The following is an 18,171-nucleotide window of genomic DNA, read 5'->3' as shown; positions in this document are numbered from 1 at the left end:
TCAAAGCATGCGGGGGTTCACATCCGGCGATGGGCGGATGCGGGGCAAGGCATGCCATCGCAGGCGCGGGATCGCCCGACCGGCGCGTGCGCGACGCGGCCGCTTGTTCGAACGGGATAGAAAATTTCCGCAGCGGCAAACGCCGTGGACCCGGGCGTTGCCGTCATCGCTGCGCGCGCCGCCGCAGACCGCGGCGCGGCGGGCGCTCAGCCGATCACGCCGTATGCCGGGGCGGGGCGTCCAGGCCGATCGCGCGGGCGACGCCTTGCCAGCCCCAGGTCAGCAGACAGCAGCCGCCGGCCAGCGCGCCCCAGGACAGGCTGCCGGCCGGCACCTGCGTCTGCAATGCCGGCCACCAGCTGTCGCTGCTCGACCAGACTATCGCCACGCCCGCCACCACCAGCGCGGCGAGCAGGAGTTGCTGCAGATAGCGTTCGACCCGGTCGTTGCCGGCGGCCAGGGCCTGCGCGCGGCGCGCGACCTGTTCCGCGAAGCCGTACGGAATGGGCTCTGTCACCGGCGCACGCAAGGCCCGGGTCAGCAGGCGGTACTGAGCCAGGCGCGGATCGGCCTCATCCATCGGCGCACCGCCGCGTTCCTCGCGCTGGGCGCGTTCCTGCAACTCCCATTCGCGGGCGATGCGCGGATCGTCGAAGCGGGCCGCGGCGTCGGCGGCGGTGTTTTCGGGTTTGCGGTTCATGCGAATTCTCCCAACCGGGCTTCCAGGCGCTGGCGCAGGCGCGCGCGGGTGCGGAACAGGTGGCTCTTGATCGTGCCCTCGGCCAGGCCGGTGATCTGCGCGATTTCGCCGATGGGCACTTCTTCCAGGTGATACAGGGTAAGCAGCGTGCGCTGCAACGGCGGCAGCGCCTCGATCTCGGCATGCAGGCCGGCGGCGATTTCCTCGTCGGCGCAGGCCGCTTCCAGATCGAAGCCGTCGCTGACCCGGTCCAGCGGCGACAGCGCATCCTCGTCGTCGGCCACTTCCACGATCGGAATCCGCTTGCGCTCCAGATGGCGCTTGGCGACCGAATACGCGACCTGGCCGATCCACGACTTGAGCGGGCTCTCGTGACGGTACTGGTGCAGGCACTGGTGCACGCGCAGGAAGGCTTCCTGACACAGCTCGCGGGTGTCGTCGGGGTGGCGGACCATGCGCTGGATGATGTGCCAGCACAGCCCCTGGTACTCGCGCACCAGACGCTCGAACGCGCCCGGCGCGCGCGCCAGTACGGCTTCGACCAGAGTGCGGTCGTCGTTCATGGGGATGTACCGGTCATGGCCCAGAGGATGCGGTCAGGGCGCGCGCGGTTGCAGTGGCGAGCGCACCGCTCGCGCGGTGATACCTGTCACTTGCCCGCCGCCGCGTCGGGCCGGCGATGGGGCCGGGGGCGGCGGCGCCGTCCCGCGTGCTTCCGGGCCGGGCCCGGCCGGCGGCGGGGCCGACTGCAACCGACGGCGAGGGCCCCGTATCCATTGCAGCCAGACCCGAACCCACAGAGACTGCCGCCATGCCCGAGATCCTCGTCCCCATCTCCCTGTTCGTCTGCATCGTCTTCGCGATCAAGATCGTCGTGGAAGCGCGTTTCCGCAGCAAACTGCTGCAGACCGGTGGCGCCGAAGAGCTGTTGCGCTCGATGGCCCGCGACGAAGACATCCGCCGCCGCCACGGCGCCCTGCGCTGGGGCATCGTCATGGTCCTGCTCGCGATCGGCTTCGGCATCATCGAAAGCGCCGGCTGGCGCGACGCCAACCCCGGCACCGTCGCGGTGCTGCTCGGCGCGATCGGGATCGGCAATCTGGCCTACTACTTCATTTCGCGCAAGCTCGACTGAGGCGCGCCCCCCGGGCTCGGCGGCGCACGCCGGCCCGCGTCGCAGGACGCGGGCGGCGAACGCGACCGGCCATTTAGCGACCCATGCCGCGACTGCGAACCGCGGCGATAGGCAGGCGGCGCCGGCGCGGCGATGATCGGCGCATCCCCGATCGGAGGTCCGCATGCGCCCGTTCGCCACGCTCCATTCGACGCTCGCCCATTCCACGCTCTTGCGCTACCTCTTCGCCGGCCTGTTGCTGCTCGCAGGCAGCGCGGCGGCCGCGGCGCCGCAAGCCAAGACCGCGCCGGACCGGCGCATCGCGATGACCGTGGACGATCTGCCCTGGGTGCAATTGCCCGCCGTACCGACCGCGCAGATCATCGCCGACCACCACCGCCTGATCGCCGCGATCGGCCGCGCCGGCGTGCCGGTGATCGGTTTCGTCAACGAAGGCAAGCTCGAAGACGGCGGCCAGTTGCAGACCGAACGCGTGGCGATGCTGCGCGACTGGCTCGACGCCGGCGCCACCCTGGGCAATCACAGTTACAACCACGCCGATCTGCACGCGGTGGGACTGAAAGCGTATGAAGACGACATCCTGCGCGGCGAGCGGCAACTGCGGCCGATGCTGCAAGCGCGCGGGCAGACCCCGCACTGGTTCCGCCATCCCTACCTGCGCGCCGGGCGCAGCGCGCAGGACAAGATCGATCTGGCGAAATTCCTCGACGCGCACGGCTACCGCATCGCGTCGGTGACCGTGGACAACTCCGACTGGATATGGGCCGCGGCCTATCTGCACGCCGCCGAACGCCCTGGCGCGGCCAAGCTCAAGGCCAGGCTGCGCCGCGACTACATCAAGTACATGGGCAGCAAGCTCGACTACTACGAGCAGCAGTCGATCGCCCTGCTCGGCTACAACCTGCCGCAGGTGTGGCTGATCCACGCCAACGCGCTCAACGCCGCCAGCTACGGCGACCTGATCACGATGGCGCGCAAACGCGGCTACCGCTTCATCGGCCTGGACGAAGCCATGCGCGATCGCGCCTACCAGCGCACCGACGCCTACACCGGCCCGGCCGGACCGAGCTGGCTGCATCGCTGGGCGATCGGCGCGAAGCAACCTACGAGCTTCTTCGCCGGCGAACCCACGGTGCCGGACTGGGTGTTGACGCTGGCGAAGCTGGATTCGGAGTAAGCCGCGCTTACCTGCGATCGAGCGCCGTGCGCAGGATCGGGATCGTGGTGACATCGTCCACGCCCTTCATCGCCGCGACCCGCTCGCGCAGGTCGGCCAACTCGCCGGGCGAGCGCGTTTCCACCAGCACCATCAGATCGGTTTCGCCGGCCACGCTGTGCACCAGCCGCACCTGCGGCCATTGCGACAACGGCGGCACGATGTCGTCGCAGCTGAAGCCTTCCGCGTAACGCAGCATCAGCCACGCGCACAGCGGATCGCCGCCGCTGCCCAGGCGCACGGTGTATTGCGCGATCACCCCGGCCGCCTCCAGGCGCTGCAGACGTTCCTGCACGGTGCTGCGCGACAGGCCCACCGCCTTGGCCAGGGCCACCGTCGACAGACGGGCGTTGTCCTGCAGCAACGCGATCAGCTTGCGATCGACTTCGTCCAGCGTCTTCATGATGGGAACCCGTGGCGGCTGTCCGGCCGCGCCGGCCGGGACCGTCATTGTGCCGGGTTGAGACCGGCACGGAGCAATGCGCACCATGCCGCATCGCCCAGCGCGCCGCGCCCGTCCCGACCATGTCCGCGTCCGATTCCGCTTCCCGCTTCGCCGATCTGCCCGCGCCGCCCTACTACGCGGTGATTTTCTCCTCCCAGCGCAGCGGCCAGGACGAGGCCGGCTACGCCGTCGCCGCCGAGCGGATGGTCGAGCTGGTCGGCCGGCAACCGGGCTTCCTCGGCTTCGAATCCACTCGCGACGGCGACGGCTTCGGCATCACCGTGGCCTATTTCGACAGCGAACAGTCGATCCGCGCCTGGCGCGATCAGGCCGAACACGCGGCCGCGCGGGACCTGGGCCATCGGCGTTGGTACCAGCGCTTCGAACAACGCGTCGCGATCGTGCATCGCGCTTACGGCGGGCCGCGGCGCGATGCCGATTGATTGCCCGCGCGCCCCATTCCACCGGAACGAACCGATCCCCATGAACTCATCGCATCGCACCGCCCTCATCCCCATCGACGTCCAGCGCGGCTTCGACTATCCGCCGTGGGGGCCTCGCAACAATCCGGCGATGGAGCACAACGGCCAACGCCTGCTCGCGGCCTGGCGCGAACGCGGCTTGCCGTTGATCCATGTGCGCCACGACTCCATTCACGATGGCTCGCCGTTGCAGTCCACGCATCCGGGCCACGCCTTTCGCGATGGCTTCGAACCGCTCGATGGCGAAACGATCGTCGGAAAATCGGTCAATGCCGCCTTCATCGGCACCGATCTGGACTTGCGCCTGCGCCGGTTGCGCATCGACACCGTCGTGCTGTTCGGCATCAGCACCGACATGTGCGTATCCACCACCGCGCGCATCGCGAGCAACCTGGGCTATCGCACGATCGTGGTCGGCGATGCCTGCTGCTGTTTCGATTTGACCGACGCCGACGGGACGGTGATCGCGGCCGAAGCGATCAGCCGCGCGCATCTGGCTACGTTGCGCGCGGAGTTTGCCGAAGTGATCGATACCGATGCGTTGTTGGCGAGAGTCGGCGAATTCTGATCGCACGCAACGCATGCGCACCGTCCTGCACCGCTTTCCCTCCCTCTCCCGCTTGCGGGAGAGGGCCGGGGTGAGGGCACGCGCAACCTCAAACCATCATCGCAACTAAAAACCTCTCGCCACATCCCCCCGAATCGATCACACCGACCGCGAAAAAACCTTTCGCGGGACGACGAACGGTCTTGCATCCGTAATTTCGCGAGCGTAGAGTTCGCGCCCATCGTCCTTGCGACGCAATCAACCGACCGCCTTCACATGCATCTCGACAACCACATCGCCAAACAGAACGAACTGCGGCCCTCGTGCCCCGGTCTGTTCGACTGCGCGTTGTCGATGCGCGGTCGCCAGGCGCAACACACGCCGGATTGATCTTCTTTGCCAAGGAAGATCGGTCGCCCGATCTTCCGAGGAAGCGAACGCCCTCGGTCAAACACCGGGGGCGTTTTCGTTTCAGCGCTCGCAAAGGACACCATAACCCTTGAAAACAAGCTTGATCGCACACGGCCCCGAAGCATCGTAGACACAGGGGTTCGACCGCAGAGGCGCTTTGAGCGCTGTGCTCCGGTGCTTCGGCACGAGCGGTGCGTGCGCGATCGACTCACATGGGCGCTTGCGCCCGAACGAATTGCCGTGTGGAGACACACGGCAATAGGCAGCATCCGATGAAACGCATTACAGCGGTACGGGTTCGTATCCCGTCCGGTGCGCGCGGCCGTGCCGTTGCGTATGCCGAGTGCGCGAATAGGTGCTGCCCTGGAAGGTAGCTCACAGGTTAGAGCGGCGACTTAGTGCGCAGGTAGTCGGTTCGAGTCCGGCCCTTTCGAATTGGATATAGCTCAGTCGGTAGAGCGCAGCGTCTCGATGCTGTGGTCGCGGGTTCGATTCCCGTTATCCCATCCACTGCCTGAAAAGCAGTCTTGAAGGAACGAAAGTTCCAACCCAGGAAACGCCCCGTGCGGCGTTTCGCCAAGCGCCGCTGTTACAGGACGCGCAACGAAACGCAGCAGCGGCGGCACCGCCGGACCCACGCCTTGAAGGCGCAGGAACGGCGCGGCGCAAGCATCGGCGACAAGGATCGTCGCGATGCCTGGCGGCACCGGCTCCGCGCAGTCCGCGCGCGGGTTTCGCGGTGACGGCGTCAGGGGCGTTTCCACCTTTTGCGTTCGCCGACTCGCGCGGCGAACAAGCTCCAACGCCCTGCGCGCCCGGCGCGCACGGCGGACCCATCGCTGCGCCCGCGGGCGCCACGACCGCCCTCGTTTTTCACCGCGCCCTTGCGACGACCGATTCGGTCGCAACGGTCACCACCACGGATCGGACCCACCGGAACCTCAAGGAGAACACCATGTTCTGGATGAAGAAGGTCGTGGTCGGCGATGCCGAGCGCGTCCTGGTTTACCGCAATCGCCGCATCGAGCGCGTGCTCGGCGCCGGCGTCCATCGCCTCAGCGACTTCAAGCGCGAGCTGGTGCTGGTCACGCACGACATCGGCAACAGCCAGTACACCGGTAACGATGGCGAGGCGTTGATCGCCGGCCTGGGCGAGCGCCTGCAGATGCATTTCGTCCTGGCCGACATCGGCAACGACGAAGTCGGGCTGGTGCTGCGCAACGGCCGTATCGCCGATGTGCTGGCGCCAGGCACCCGCCGTTTGTACTGGAAGGGCCTGGCCAGCATCGAGATCCGCGCCATCGCTCTGAGCGAAGGCCTGGAAGTCGAGCGCGAGGTCGCCAACGGCCTGCGTCAGCTCAGCTACCTCGACCGCGTCGCGGTCGCCGGCAACGTGCCGACCGAATCGGCCGGACTGCTGTTCGTGGACGGCAAGTTCGTGCGCCGTCTGGAGCCGGGCGCGTATGCGTTCTGGAATCTGCGCAAGAACGTCGCCGTCGAGGTGGTGGAACTGCGCGTGCAGGCGATGGAAGTCTCGGGCCAGGAGTTGCTGACCCGCGACAAGGTGTCGCTGCGCGTGAACCTGGCCGCGAGCCTGCGCGTGACCGACCCGGTCGCGGCGCGTACCCGCGTCGCCAAGTACCTGGATCACGTCTATCGCGAGCTGCAGTACGGCCTGCGCAAGGCGATCTCGTCCAAGACCCTGGACGAATTGCTCGGCGACAAGGCTTCGCTCGACGCGGACATCTTCGCCTACGTGCGCGGGCCGGTCGCCGAGGCGGGACTGGAAGTGCTCGGCGTCGGCGTCAAGGACGTGATCCTGCCGGGCGAGATGAAGGACATCCTCAACGGCGTGGTGCAGGCGGAGAAGACCGCGCAGGCCAACGTGATCCGTCGCCGCGAAGAGGCGAACGCGACGCGCAGCCTGCTCAACACCGCCAAGCTGATCGAGGAAAGCCCGGTCTTGATGCGCCTGAAGGAGCTCGAGGCCTTGGAAAAGATCACCGAGAAGATCGACAAGCTGACCGTGTTCGGCGGTCTGGAGGGAGTCATGAAGCAATTGGTCAGCCTGAAGGGCAACGGCTGAACGCAGGACCGGACGGCGCCATCGCCGTCCGGCTTCCGATAGCGCGCACGCCGTCGAGCAAACGCGAACGCCGCCCCGAACGGGGCGGCCATCTCACCGCGCGCGGTCGCAAGCCGCGACGCGGGGTTATCTATCGGATCAAAGTTTGTATGCGAAAGGACATGTTCAAAGTGATCGTCGAGCGGCCGCGGCAAGGAGGACTCGACACTCCGCGCCCGCGTCCGCCTGGCGATCGCGAAGACGAAAGACAGTACGAAAGCCTGCGCTTTCGCCATCAACGCCATCCCAAGTGGCTCAACGAAAACCTGCGCCCGCTGCAACGCTACCTGGAACGTCAGGTCGGCCGACCGTGGGATCGGGTGTTCTCGGACCTGTGCAGCGGCATCGACCGGCGCAATACCGTGCAGCAGCATATTCATCAGCACCTGGATGATTTCGTTGCCACGAAGGTGGGCGCCGTCGACGGCGAGTTGTACGAACTGGGGCGTTACGGCGGTCCCAGGCCGCTGGCGCAATCCGGGCAACGGCTCTATGTGCACCCGGACAACGGCCTGCTGCTGTTCAATCAGGCCGGTATCCGCTTCATGTACGAGCAGCGCCTGGGTTGGTACGAGAAGCGTCGGCGACGTCGCGACCCGGAACGGCAGGACGTGGTGGCGATCGACGAATGGACCCAGCTGCGCTGCATCGGTGGGGTCTGGTACGAAGTCGAGCTGGCGCCGATCCCGGCGATTCCGGCCCGTCCCGGATCGGAGCAGAAACGGCGCACTTTGGCGTACTTGCAGCCTTTCGACGTGATCGCGCGGCGGCCGGCGTTGTCGCACGCGTGCTCGGCCTGCGGTCGCTGCGATCGCGACTGCGGCGGTCGGTTGTACGACCGCGGCGATGTGTATGCCCGCAGCAAGCGTCAGTTGAGCCGCGTCGAACTGCAACGGCACCGGCTGAAGAACGAAACCGGGGCGGACTCGCAGGTTACGGGCGAGCCCGGCGACCGATTGCCCCGGCGAAGAAACCAACACCGCGGGCCCGCACGAGTCGGCCCGCGCAACAAGGAACATTGACATGAGTACATCAAGCTTCGAACTGCTCTACGCCGAAGAAGGCGCGGTGCCGGTCAAAGGCTGGGTGCGCGGAGTGACGGTCGACGAAGGCGCGCGGCGGCAGCTGCGCAACATCGCCGCCCTGCCCCACGTCGGCCCCTGGGTCGCGGTGATGCCCGACGTCCACCTGGGCAAGGGCGCCACCGTCGGCTCGGTGGTGCCTACGCGCGGCGCGATCATCCCGGCCGCGGTCGGCGTCGATCTGGGCTGCGGCATGGCCGCGGTGCGCACCACGCTGCGGGCGAAGGATCTGCCCGACAGCCTGGCCAAGGTGCGTTCGGCGATCGAGCACTGCGTGCCCGTCGGTAACGGCCGCGGAGGCGAGCACCGACGCCTGCCCGACAGCCACGCCACGCGCCTGGCCAAGTCGGGTCTGGCGTCGCGGCTGGAGGTCATCCACGGCAAGCACCGCAAGCTGCGCACCGACAAGCTCGACAAGCAGATCGGCACGCTCGGCGGCGGCAACCACTTCATCGAAGTCTGTCTCGACGAGGCCGGCGCGGTGTGGGTGATGCTGCACTCCGGCTCGCGCGGCACCGGCAACCTGATCGGCAGTTACTTCATCGAGCTGGCGCGGCTGAAACTGGAACGGCGCGTGCTGGGCTTCCATCTGCCGGACAAGGACCTGGCTTTCCTGCTGGAAGGCGAGCCTTTGTTCGACGACTACGTCGAAGCGGTCGGCTGGGCGCAGGACTACGCCCGCCATAACCGCGAAGCGATGATGGAGCGGGTGTTGCACGCGATGCGCATCCAGCTGCCGAAGTTCCAGCTGGAAAAAACCGCGGTCAACTGCCACCACAATTACGTGCAGCGCGAGGAACATTTCGGCGAATCGTTGTGGGTGACCCGCAAGGGCGCGGTCAGCGCGCGCGAAGGCGAGCTCGGCATCATCCCCGGCAGCATGGGCGCGCGCAGCTACATCGTGCGCGGCAAGGGCAACGCGGACAGCTTCCACAGCTGCAGCCACGGCGCCGGCCGGGTCATGAGCCGTACGCAGGCGCGGCAGAAGATCACGCTGAAGGACCATCGTGAGGCCACGGCCCACGTGGAATGCCGCAAGGACGCGGCGGTCATCGACGAATCACCGGCGGCGTACAAGCCGATCGAAGCGGTGATGGCGGCTCAGACCGATCTGGTCGAGGTGGTTCACACCTTGCGTCAGGTGATCTGCATCAAGGGTTGAGCGCACGGAAGCGCTCGGGCGCCGCCCCTGGTGGGCGGCGTTTTTTTGCCGGCGGTGCATCCGGCGGCGCCCGTGGAAACGAATGGTTTATCGACGGCCAGTCCGTCGCGCGGCCGCGACGCGGCGTACCCGCGAACATCCTGCGCATTCAGCACCCGCCCCACTCAAGGTTCAGTTTGACGGCGCCGCGCCTCCGACTTTCGGCGGAGGACGAACGAACGCGCGAAAACCCGAATGCATGTTTGCGACCTGGCTCGCGTTTCGGATGTGAGCTAGCCACGTCTCGTAACCCCGGCCGAACATAAAACCGATATCGTCCTAATGCAAAAGGAATGCCAACGGATCCTCCCATGCCCCCTCGCTACGTCGACTGGCTTTCCTCTTCGCCCGAGAGTGAACCGGGCGACCCGGCTTCGGCGAGCGCGGCGGCGATCTCGCATCACACCCGCGAGCTGGCGATCACCTACGGCATCGGCGCGCGCCTGCATCACGGCGAGCGCCACTGGGACGACATCCGCGACGAACTGGCCCGGGGCTGGGAACGCCTGCGCGGTACCGAGCAGGTGCCGTGGACGCTGATCGAAGACGATGTCGAAGGCGCCTGGCGGCTGGTGCTCGCGGACTGAGCCGCGATCGGCTCACTGCGGCATCGTATCGGCGAACGACAAATACCCAGCCGGCGCGTCCTTGCGCCGGCCGAGCAGGCATCGCCTGCTGCCCCGTCCAGACGACGGGCCGGGTCGAGAAAAACGTACGGCGTTCGCGAACGCTCAGGCCCGCGCCGGTAGCGGCCGGCGCCACTGCCATTTCAGATTGACGCCCAGGGTGCCCAGCACGATCAGCGCCACGCCCAGGCTCTGCACCGGCGCCAAGGTGCGGCCGTAGAGCAGATAATCCAGCAGCAGTGCGATCACCGGATAGATGAAGGCCAGCACCGCGATCGTCGCCACCTGCAGGCGCGGATACGACGAATAGAACAGCACGTAGCACACGCCGCTGTGGATCAGGCCCAGGCCGGCGAGCCAGAACCAGTGGCTGCCCGGCGTCCACACCGCGGCGTAATCGGCGAACGGCGCCAGCATGACCACGCCGACCAGGCATTGGATCAGCACCACCGCGAACGGCCGCTCTCGGCTGATCCGCCGCGACAGCAGCAACGACGCGCCGCACAGAATGGCCGCCACGAAGGTCATGCCGACGCCGATCAGATAGCCGCTGCCGGCGCTGTTCCACAACTTGAACGGATCGGCCGAGCACAGCACGCCGACGAAGGCGATCGCGGTCCAGCCCAGGTCGGCCGCGCGCGTGCGCTCGCCGTAGAACATCGCCGCCATCCCCATCACCACGAACGGGAAGAAGTGGTAGACCATCGTCGCCACGCCGATCGACGAGCGCGCCATGCCGGCGAACAGCGCCACCCAGTTCAGCACCAGCAGCACGCCGCTGACGATCGCCGAGCGGATCAGCGCGCGCTCGCCGAGCAAGCCGCGGAACAAACCACGCGCGCAGCCCCAGGCCAGCAGGAACAGGCAGCCGAACACGCAGCGGAACAGCACCGCGGTGATCGCGTTCTGGCCGCTTTCGTGCACGAACACGCCGACCGATCCGATCAGCAGTTCGGCGACCAGCAACTGGATCAGGGCGGTGCGCGATTCGGCGGGGGTGGCGACGGGGGTCATGGCAGGCTGCGCGGTGCACGCGCCGGGGCTACGGGATCGGGGAAGCTCAGGTTAGGACCGGGCTGCGGACCGATACAGATTCAGTTAGGATCAATTTCGACCGGTACAGTTTGAGACGACGCGAGACCGCATCGCGGTCACCGCGTAGCTGCATCTGTTCCCTCTCCCGCTGGCGGGAGAGGGTTAGGGTGAGGGGGTGAGCGCCGAAGGCGCGAATGCTGTTGCTTTCATCAGCGCTTGCCGGCCCTCACCCCAACCCCTCTCCCGCCAGCGGGAGAGGGGCTCCGAAGACGTCATCGGATTTGCCCCCATGTCCCAAGACCTGCTCTACGAACGCCTCGCCGACCGCATGCGCCGCCAGATCCAGCGCGGCGTGCTGCGCGCCGGCGAACGCCTGCCGTCGCTGCGCCGGCTCGGTCGCGATCAGCGCATCAGCCTGGCCACCGCGGTCGAGGCGTATCAGCAACTCGAACGCGAAGGCCTGATCGAAGCGCGGCCGCGTTCGGGTTACTACGTGCGCGCCGCCGCCGGCGCGCCGCCGCGCGGTTCGCGCGCGCGCCACCTCGCCCGCGCGCCGATGCCGGTGAGCAATCCCGCCCTGCTCGGCGTGCTCGACGTGCAATCGCGTCGCGACCTGATCGCCCTGCACGCCGCCACCCCGGACGCCTCGATGCTGCCGACCGCGGCGCTGGCCGCTTCGGTCGCGCGCGCGATGCGGCGCGATCCGCACACCGCGCTGAGCTACACCGTGCCGCAGGGATTGCCGCAACTGCGCGAGCGCATCGCTCAGCGCTACGCGCAATGCGGCGTGGAGATCGATCCGGACGAAGTGATCGTCACCGCCGGTGCGATGGAGGCGATCAGCCTGACCTTGCGCACCATCACCCGCCCGGGCGACATCGTGATTCTCGAATCGCCGACCTATCACGGCCTGCTGCAGGCGGTGTCGGCGCAGGGCCTGCGCGTGCTGGAAATCCCCAACCATCCCGGCCGCGGCATCGATCCGGCGCAACTGCGCGAACTGCTCGAACGCCACGCGGTCCGCGCCGCGCTGCTGGTGCCGAACTTCAACAATCCGCTCGGCAGCCTGACCAGCGAAGCGAGCAAGCGCGAGATCGTCGCCGCCTGCGCCGCCCACGGCACGGCCCTGATCGAAGACGATCTGTACGGCGAACTGGCCTATTCCGGCGAACGCCCGTCGCCGCTGCGCCGTTACGACGACGGCGAGCACGTGGTCACCTGCGGCTCGTACTCGAAGATGCTCGCGCCGGGCTTGCGCGTGGGTTGGATGCTCGGTGGGCGGCGCCGCTCGGAACTGCTACGGACCAAGAGCTTTTCCACCGTCGCCACCGCGACCCTGCCGCAGATGGCGCTGATCGATTTCTTCGCCCGCCACGACATGGAACGCGGCTTGCGGCGCTTGCGCCGGACCTTGGCCGGCAACGCGCAGATCTATCGGCAGGCCTTGCTGGATCATTGGCCCGACGGCACCTGCGTGGCCGAACCGGCCGGCGGCATGACCTTGTGGGTGGAGCTGCCGCCGGCGATCGATGGACAGGCCTTGTTCGAAGCGGCGATGGCGCGCGGCATCGGCATCCTGCCGGGGCATCTGTTTTCCAACCGCGGCGACTACGCCCACCACGTGCGGCTCAGTTGCGGGCAGCCGTGGGACAAGAAGATCGAAACGGCATTGAAGACCGTGGGCGAGTTGGCCAAGGGCTTGCAAGGGTAAGCGGCGAAGACAATCCAGGCCTGCGCGAACTCCGGGCTGTTTTGTGGGAGGGAGCTTCAGCCCCGATGCTTTTCTTTCAGGTATCGATGGAGCTGAAAGAGAAGCATCGGGGCTGAAGCTCCCTCCTGCAAAAGCACAAAGGCCGCACGGGGCGGCCTTCACTGGAAGCATTCGCGGTCGAATCTCGACCCCGATCTGTCAGGCCGTCAACAAACTCGGCAGAAACTGATTCAACGCCGACTTGACCTGATCCACGCTCAAGTCCGGCTGCGAGATCGCGCGCATCGCCAGGCCTTCGATCAGGCATTGCAGGATCAGCACGCGCGTGGCGACCTGATCCTGCGACACGCCCAAACCGCCGTCGGCGACGGCGCGCACGAACCAATCGCCCAGCAAGGATCGGAACACGCGGTCGGACGCCTGCGTGGCCACGGCGATTTCCTCATCGCGCGTGGCCTCGGCGGTGAGTTCCAGGAACAAGGCCGCGCTGGTGACATTGGGATCGTTGGCCTGCCACTGCCCGAACACTTCCGCGATGCCCGCGACCAGATCGCTGGTCGCGTGCAGCTTGGCGATATCGGCCCGGGCCTCTTCGAGTTGGCGCTCGATAATGGCCAGGATGATGTCGTTCTTGCCCTTGAAATAGCGGTAGATCAGGCCCGCGCTCATGCCCGCCGTGTCGGCGATGTTGGCCATGCTCGCGGCGTGGAAGCCGTGCACGACGAAACATTTCTGCGCCGCCACGAGAATGCGCTCGCGCTGAGCCAGCGCGCGCGCGGCGGCCTTGGCGGTCGGCTTGCCCGGAGTGCTCATTGGCTGCGCTCGTTCCAGCCACCTCCGAGGACTTTGTAGAGCGTGACCCGGTTGGCCTGTTCGCTCAGGCGCGTGGTCACCAAGCCCTGCTGCGCACCGTACAGCGTGCGCTGCGCATCGAGCTGGTTGAGGTAGCTGTCGCGGCCGGCCTTGTAACGGGCGGTAGAAAGCTGATCGGCGCGCGAGGCCGCTTCGACCAGCGCTTCCTGCGCCTGACGCTGTTCGGCCAGGGTCTTGGTCAGCGCCAGCGCGTCGGCGACGTCGCGGAAACCGGACTGGATCGCCTTCTCGTACTGGGCCAGCGCGATCTGCTGATCGGCCTTGGCCGAGGCCAGATTCGCGCGCAGCTTGCCGCCCTGGAAGATCGGCAGGTTGATCACCGGGTTCACCGTCCACGCGCGCGTGTTCGAGTCGAACAGACCCGACAGCTCATTGCTGGCGCTGCCGAGGAAGCCGGTCAGGTTGATCGACGGGAAGAACGCCGCGCGCGCGGCGCCGATGTTGGCGTTCTGCGCGCGCAAGGTGTGCTCGGCCTGCAGCACATCGGGACGGCGCAGCAGCACTTCCGAGGGCAGACCCGACGGCAGCCCGGCCAGGCCGGTGACGCCGTCGGTGAGCTTCTGCGGCAGCAGCGCCGGATCGACAGTTTCGCCGACCAACAGATTCAACGCGTTGATGTCCTGCGCGACCTGGCCGGCATAACGCGCCGAATCCGCGCGCGCCTGCTCGACCTGGGTCCGCGCCTGGCTCAGTTCCAGCCCGGACACCGCGCCCAGTTCGCGGCGCTTCTCGGTCAGATCGTAAGCGGCCTGCTGATTCTTCAGCGTCGCTTCCGACACCGACAGCAGTTCGCGATCGGCCGCCAAGGTCAGATAAGCGTTGGCGACTTCGGCGATCAGGCTCAGCTGCGCGCTGCGGCGCGCCTCTTCCTCGGCGAAATAACGCTGCAGCGCCGATTGGCTGAGGCTGCGCACGCGGCCGAACAAGTCGAGTTCGAAGTTGGTGATGCCGATGCCGGCGGTGTACTGGTCGGTGACCGGCACGTTGTCGCCGCCGCGGCGATCCAACTGCGCGCTGGCGCCCAGCGCGGGAACGCGGTCGGCGCGCTGGATGCGGTACTGCGCGCGCGCCTTCTCGACGTTGAGCACGGCCACGCGCAGATCGCGGTTGTTGTCGAGCGCGCGGCCGATCAGGTTTTCCAGATTCTGGTCGGCGAAGAAATCGCGCCAGCCGATATCGGCCACCGCGACGGACGAATCCGTCGCGGCGGAGGCCGCCGCCGGGTCCGAGGTCAGCGGTTGCGCGCCGACGAAGGACTGGGTGGTCGGCGGCAGCGGCCACTGCGCCGGAATCGCCGCCTGCTGCTCGGGCAGCTTGGGCGCCAGGCTGAGGCAACCGGTGGTCGCCACCGCGATCGCGAGCGCCAGGGCGTGGATCGAAAACTTACTCATGGCTCTGCGCTCCTTGCGTGCCCTGCTCAGCGGGCGCGTGCTTCTTTCGGACGAATACTTTCTCGACCACCACGAAGAACAGCGGGACGAAGAAGATACCCAGGAAGGTACCCACCACCATGCCGCCGAGCACGCCGGTGCCGATCGCGCGCTGCGCGCCGGAACCCGCGCCGCTCGCCAGCGCCAGCGGCAACACGCCCAGGCCGAAGGCCAGCGAGGTCATGATGATCGGGCGCAGACGGTCGCGGACGGCCGCCAACGTGCCCGAGATCAGGTCCATGCCTTTCTCAAGGTTCTCCTTCGCGAACTCGACGATCAAAATCGCGTTCTTACTCGACAAGCCCACCGTGGTGAGCATCGCCACCTGGAAGTAGACGTCGCGTTCCATGCCGCGCAGCCACGTCGCCAGCACCGTGCCCAGGATGCCCATCGGCGCGATCAGCAGCACCGAAGTCGGGATGGCCCAGCTTTCGTACATCGCCGCCAGACACAGGAACACGATCAACAGCGACAGCGTGTACAGCAGCGGCGTCTGCGCGCCGGCCTGGCGTTCCTGATACGACAGGCCCGTCCATTCCAGACCGATGCCCGGCGGCAACTGCGCCACCAGCTTCTCGACCTCGGCCATCGCCTGGCCCGAGCTCACGCCCGGCTTGGCTTCGCCGTTGATTTCCAGCGCCGAGACACCGTTGTAACGCTCAAGTCGCGGCGAACCGAATTCCCAACGGGTGGTGGCGAAGGCCGAGAACGGCACCATCTCGCCCTTGTCGTTGCGCACGTACCAGCGATTGAAATCGGTGGGCGCCATGCGGAACGGCGCGTCGGCCTGGATGTAGACGCGCTTGACGCGGCCGCGATCGACGAAGTCGTCGATGTACTGGCCGCCCCAGGCCGCCTGCAGGGTCGAATTGATGTCGGCGATGTTCAGGCCCAACGCGGCGGCCTTCTGGTTATCGACATCGACGCGGAACTGCGGGGTGTCTTCCATGCCGTTCGGACGCACGTTCTGCAGCAACTCGCTCTTGCCGGCCATGCCGAGGAACTGGTTGCGCGCGGCGACCAGTGCATCGTGACCCAGCGAACCGTTGTCCTTCATGTAGAACACGAAGCCGTTGGAGTTGCCCAGTTCGAACACCGCCGGCGGCGCCAGCGCGAACACGAACGCATCCTTGATCTGCATGAAGCTGCCCATCGCCCGGCCGACGACGCCGTTGACGCTGTTGTCGGGCATCGGCGTCTTGCCGAAACTGGTCAGCCAGCGCCAGCGATCGCCCCAGGTGGTCTCGCGCTCTTCCCACGGCTTGAGCTGCGAGAACGCCATACCCGCGTTCTGGCCGTTACCGGCGAAGCTGAAGCCCTGCACGGTGAACAGCGAATCCACGGCCTTGTCGCCCAGGAACTGCTCTTCGACCTTCTTGAGCACTTCGCCGGTGCGTTCCTGCGTGGCGCCGACCGGCGCCTGCACGATGGTGAACAAAAAGCCCTGATCTTCCTGCGGCAGGAACGAGGACGGCAGGCGGATGAACAACACCGCCATCAACGCCGCCATCGCCGCGAACACGATCATGAAGCGGCCGGTGCGGGTGACGATGCCGCGCACCACGCCCTGGTACTTCTTGTTGCCGCGGTCGAACTTGTCGTTGAACCAGCCGAAGAAGCCCTTGTCGGAGGCGTGGTGGCCCTTCTCGATCTGCTTGAGCATGGTCGCGCACAGCGCCGGCGTCAGCACGATCGCCACCAGCACCGACAGGCCCATGGCCGAAACGATGGTCACCGAGAACTGGCGATAGATGACGCCGGTCGCGCCGCCCAGGAACGCCATCGGCACGAACACCGCCGACAGCACCAGGCCGATACCGACCAGCGCGCCGGTGATCTGGTCCATCGACTTGCGCGTGGCTTCCTTGGGCGAGAGACCTTCCTCGCTCATCACGCGCTCGACGTTTTCGACCACGACGATGGCGTCATCGACCAGCAGGCCGATCGCCAGCACCACCGCGAACATGGTCAACATGTTGACCGAGTAACCGAACAAGGCCAGCAGGCCGAAAGTACCCAGCAACACCACCGGCACCGCGATCGTCGGGATCAGCGTGGCGCGGAAGTTCTGCAGGAACAGGTACATCACCAGGAACACCAGCACGATCGCTTCGAGCAGGGTCTTGATCACTTCCTCGATCGCCACGCGCACGAACGGCGTGGTGTCGAACGGCGTCACCGCCTTGAGGCCCTTCGGGAACGAAGGCTTGAGCTGTTCGAGTTCGGCCTGGATCGCCTGCGCGGTGGCCAGCGCGTTGGCGCCGGTCGCCAGCGAGATCGCGATACCCGTCGCCGGCTTGCCGTTGAAGCGGGCGATGGTGCTGTAGTCCTCCTGGCCCAGTTCGACACGGGCCACGTCCGACAGCTTCAGCACCGCGCCGGAGCTGTTGGCGCGCACGACGATGTTCTTGAACTGGTCGGCGGTCTGCAGGCGATCCTGCGCGGTGATGGTCGCGTTGAGCTGCTGGCCCTTCACCGACGGCGTGCCGCCGAGCTGACCGACCGCGACCTGGGCGTTCTGCGCGCGCAGGGCGTTGATGACGTCGGTCGGGGTCAGCTTGTAGGTGTTGAGCTTGTCCGGGTCGAGCCAGATGCGCATCGCGTACTTGGTGCCGAACAGCTGAGTGCTGCCGACGCCGTTGACGCGCGCGAGCGGATCGACCAGGTTGGCGGCGACGTAGTCGGCGATGTCCGCGCCGTTCATGCTGCCGTCTTCGGACACGAAGCCGATCACCAGCAAGAACGCCGAGTTGGCCTTCGACACGCTCACGCCCTGCTGCTGCACGATCTGCGGCAACAACGGAGTGGCCAGCTGCAGTTTGTTCTGCACCTGCACCTGGGCGATGTCGGGGTCGGTGCCGCTTTCAAACGTCAGCGTGACGCCGGCCTGACCGTCGGAGGAGCTGGTCGCCGACATGTACAGCAAGCCGTCGATGCCCTTCATGTTCTGCTCGATGATCTGCGTCACCGAGTTTTCGACGGCCTTGGCGGAAGCGCCGGGGTAGGACGCGTTCACCGATACGGTCGGCGGCGCGATGGTCGGGTACTGCGAGATCGGCAGTTGGGTGATCGCGATCGCGCCACCCAACATGATGATGATCGCCAGGACCCAGGCAAAGATCGGGCGATCGATAAAGAACCGTGCCATGAAT

At 66.9% G+C, this 18,171-nt stretch carries 16 protein-coding genes and 2 tRNA genes; 11 read left to right on the top strand and 7 right to left on the bottom strand.

Going from position 1 to position 18,171, the window contains the following annotated elements:
* Positions 1-214 precede the first annotated feature (214 nt).
* Together LG3211_RS03025 and LG3211_RS03020 are read right to left on the bottom strand one after the other, a co-directional pair.
* Complete coding sequence (locus tag LG3211_RS03025) at positions 215-700, bottom strand: hypothetical protein (RefSeq protein ID WP_057941536.1); 486 nt, start codon at positions 698-700, stop codon at positions 215-217.
* Positions 697-1,263, bottom strand: coding sequence for an RNA polymerase sigma factor (locus LG3211_RS03020; protein WP_057941535.1), 567 nt, complete (start codon positions 1,261-1,263; stop codon positions 697-699). Before LG3211_RS03020 ends, LG3211_RS03025 begins: the two co-directional genes overlap by 4 nt.
* Before the next feature lie 248 nt (positions 1,264-1,511).
* On the opposite strand from LG3211_RS03020, the gene LG3211_RS03015 reads away from it, so the two are divergent.
* Positions 1,512-1,835, top strand: a complete 324-nt coding sequence (locus LG3211_RS03015) for a DUF6249 domain-containing protein (protein ID WP_057941534.1) — start codon at positions 1,512-1,514, stop codon at positions 1,833-1,835.
* 163 nt (positions 1,836-1,998) lie between these two features.
* Entirely contained in the window at positions 1,999-3,012 is a 1,014-nt protein-coding gene (locus LG3211_RS03010) for a polysaccharide deacetylase family protein (protein WP_148648720.1), read from the top strand.
* A gap of 7 nt (positions 3,013-3,019) precedes the next feature.
* Here LG3211_RS03010 and LG3211_RS03005 read toward each other — a convergent pair whose 3' ends face one another.
* Positions 3,020-3,454 (bottom strand): Lrp/AsnC family transcriptional regulator, encoded by a 435-nt coding sequence (locus LG3211_RS03005; RefSeq protein WP_057941533.1) that lies wholly within the window; start codon positions 3,452-3,454, stop codon positions 3,020-3,022.
* 122 nt (positions 3,455-3,576) lie between these two features.
* Between LG3211_RS03005 and LG3211_RS03000 the strand changes: the two genes are divergently transcribed.
* The 8 genes from LG3211_RS03000 to LG3211_RS02965 all read left to right on the top strand — a co-directional run bounded on the left by LG3211_RS03000 (position 3,577) and on the right by LG3211_RS02965 (position 9,931).
* Positions 3,577-3,939: an antibiotic biosynthesis monooxygenase family protein gene (locus LG3211_RS03000; protein ID WP_057941532.1), complete on the top strand. Its 363-nt coding sequence runs from the start codon at positions 3,577-3,579 to the stop codon at positions 3,937-3,939.
* A 40-nt stretch (positions 3,940-3,979) separates the two neighbouring features.
* Positions 3,980-4,546, top strand: a complete 567-nt coding sequence (locus LG3211_RS02995; protein WP_057941531.1) for an isochorismatase family protein — start codon at positions 3,980-3,982, stop codon at positions 4,544-4,546.
* 754 nt (positions 4,547-5,300) lie between these two features.
* Positions 5,301-5,370: transfer RNA gene (locus tag LG3211_RS25375), tRNA-Thr, on the top strand.
* Between the two features lies 1 nt (position 5,371).
* Positions 5,372-5,446: transfer RNA gene (locus LG3211_RS02985), tRNA-OTHER, on the top strand.
* A gap of 445 nt (positions 5,447-5,891) precedes the next feature.
* Positions 5,892-7,022, top strand: a complete 1,131-nt coding sequence (locus LG3211_RS02980) for a slipin family protein (RefSeq protein ID WP_057941530.1) — start codon at positions 5,892-5,894, stop codon at positions 7,020-7,022.
* Between the two features lie 161 nt (positions 7,023-7,183).
* The gene (locus tag LG3211_RS02975; RefSeq protein WP_057941529.1) at positions 7,184-8,083 is read left to right on the top strand and encodes a hypothetical protein; all 900 of its coding nucleotides are present in this window, start codon (positions 7,184-7,186) and stop codon (positions 8,081-8,083) included.
* A 1-nt stretch (position 8,084) separates the two neighbouring features.
* Positions 8,085-9,305, top strand: coding sequence for an RtcB family protein (locus LG3211_RS02970; protein ID WP_057941528.1), 1,221 nt, complete (start codon positions 8,085-8,087; stop codon positions 9,303-9,305).
* 350 nt (positions 9,306-9,655) lie between these two features.
* Positions 9,656-9,931, top strand: a complete 276-nt coding sequence (locus LG3211_RS02965; protein WP_057941527.1) for a hypothetical protein — start codon at positions 9,656-9,658, stop codon at positions 9,929-9,931.
* A 144-nt stretch (positions 9,932-10,075) separates the two neighbouring features.
* Here LG3211_RS02965 and LG3211_RS02960 read toward each other — a convergent pair whose 3' ends face one another.
* The gene (locus tag LG3211_RS02960; protein ID WP_057941526.1) at positions 10,076-10,984 is read right to left on the bottom strand and encodes a DMT family transporter; all 909 of its coding nucleotides are present in this window, start codon (positions 10,982-10,984) and stop codon (positions 10,076-10,078) included.
* A 310-nt stretch (positions 10,985-11,294) separates the two neighbouring features.
* Here LG3211_RS02960 and LG3211_RS02955 point away from each other — a divergent pair, with 310 nt between their 5' ends.
* Positions 11,295-12,716: an aminotransferase-like domain-containing protein gene (locus LG3211_RS02955; protein WP_057941525.1), complete on the top strand. Its 1,422-nt coding sequence runs from the start codon at positions 11,295-11,297 to the stop codon at positions 12,714-12,716.
* Positions 12,717-12,914: 198 nt separating this feature from the next.
* Here LG3211_RS02955 and LG3211_RS02950 read toward each other — a convergent pair whose 3' ends face one another.
* From LG3211_RS02950 to LG3211_RS02940, 3 genes are read right to left on the bottom strand one after another with little or no spacing between them, the layout of a single operon-like run.
* On the bottom strand, positions 12,915-13,529 hold the full coding sequence (locus LG3211_RS02950; protein WP_057941524.1) for a TetR/AcrR family transcriptional regulator: 615 nt from the start codon (positions 13,527-13,529) through the stop codon (positions 12,915-12,917).
* Positions 13,526-14,980 (bottom strand): efflux transporter outer membrane subunit, encoded by a 1,455-nt coding sequence (locus LG3211_RS02945; RefSeq protein ID WP_057941523.1) that lies wholly within the window; start codon positions 14,978-14,980, stop codon positions 13,526-13,528. The genes LG3211_RS02950 and LG3211_RS02945 overlap by 4 nt, the downstream gene beginning before the upstream one ends.
* Positions 14,973-18,167, bottom strand: a complete 3,195-nt coding sequence (locus LG3211_RS02940) for an efflux RND transporter permease subunit (protein ID WP_057941522.1) — start codon at positions 18,165-18,167, stop codon at positions 14,973-14,975. The genes LG3211_RS02945 and LG3211_RS02940 overlap by 8 nt, the downstream gene beginning before the upstream one ends.
* Positions 18,168-18,171: the final 4 nt, after the last annotated feature.

It is taken from the genome of Lysobacter gummosus (assembly GCF_001442805.1).
GTDB classification, from domain to species: Bacteria; Pseudomonadota; Gammaproteobacteria; order Xanthomonadales; family Xanthomonadaceae; genus Lysobacter; species Lysobacter gummosus.
This window is presented reverse-complemented; position numbering and strand designations above follow the sequence as displayed.

Coding starts and splice junctions, on each gene's coding strand:
- LG3211_RS03000 (WP_057941532.1), top strand. CDS start 3,577: ATGTCCGCGTCCGATTCCGCTTCCCGCTTCGCCGATCTGCCCGCGCCG.
- LG3211_RS02980 (WP_057941530.1), top strand. CDS start 5,892: ATGTTCTGGATGAAGAAGGTCGTGGTCGGCGATGCCGAGCGCGTCCTG.
- LG3211_RS02965 (WP_057941527.1), top strand. CDS start 9,656: ATGCCCCCTCGCTACGTCGACTGGCTTTCCTCTTCGCCCGAGAGTGAA.
- LG3211_RS03010 (WP_148648720.1), top strand. CDS start 1,999: ATGCGCCCGTTCGCCACGCTCCATTCGACGCTCGCCCATTCCACGCTC.
- LG3211_RS02940 (WP_057941522.1), bottom strand. CDS start 18,167: ATGGCACGGTTCTTTATCGATCGCCCGATCTTTGCCTGGGTCCTGGCG.
- LG3211_RS03020 (WP_057941535.1), bottom strand. CDS start 1,263: ATGAACGACGACCGCACTCTGGTCGAAGCCGTACTGGCGCGCGCGCCG.
- LG3211_RS02995 (WP_057941531.1), top strand. CDS start 3,980: ATGAACTCATCGCATCGCACCGCCCTCATCCCCATCGACGTCCAGCGC.
- LG3211_RS02950 (WP_057941524.1), bottom strand. CDS start 13,529: ATGAGCACTCCGGGCAAGCCGACCGCCAAGGCCGCCGCGCGCGCGCTG.
- LG3211_RS02960 (WP_057941526.1), bottom strand. CDS start 10,984: ATGACCCCCGTCGCCACCCCCGCCGAATCGCGCACCGCCCTGATCCAG.
- LG3211_RS03015 (WP_057941534.1), top strand. CDS start 1,512: ATGCCCGAGATCCTCGTCCCCATCTCCCTGTTCGTCTGCATCGTCTTC.
- LG3211_RS03005 (WP_057941533.1), bottom strand. CDS start 3,454: ATGAAGACGCTGGACGAAGTCGATCGCAAGCTGATCGCGTTGCTGCAG.
- LG3211_RS02945 (WP_057941523.1), bottom strand. CDS start 14,980: ATGAGTAAGTTTTCGATCCACGCCCTGGCGCTCGCGATCGCGGTGGCG.
- LG3211_RS02975 (WP_057941529.1), top strand. CDS start 7,184: ATGTTCAAAGTGATCGTCGAGCGGCCGCGGCAAGGAGGACTCGACACT.
- LG3211_RS02955 (WP_057941525.1), top strand. CDS start 11,295: ATGTCCCAAGACCTGCTCTACGAACGCCTCGCCGACCGCATGCGCCGC.
- LG3211_RS02970 (WP_057941528.1), top strand. CDS start 8,085: ATGAGTACATCAAGCTTCGAACTGCTCTACGCCGAAGAAGGCGCGGTG.
- LG3211_RS03025 (WP_057941536.1), bottom strand. CDS start 700: ATGAACCGCAAACCCGAAAACACCGCCGCCGACGCCGCGGCCCGCTTC.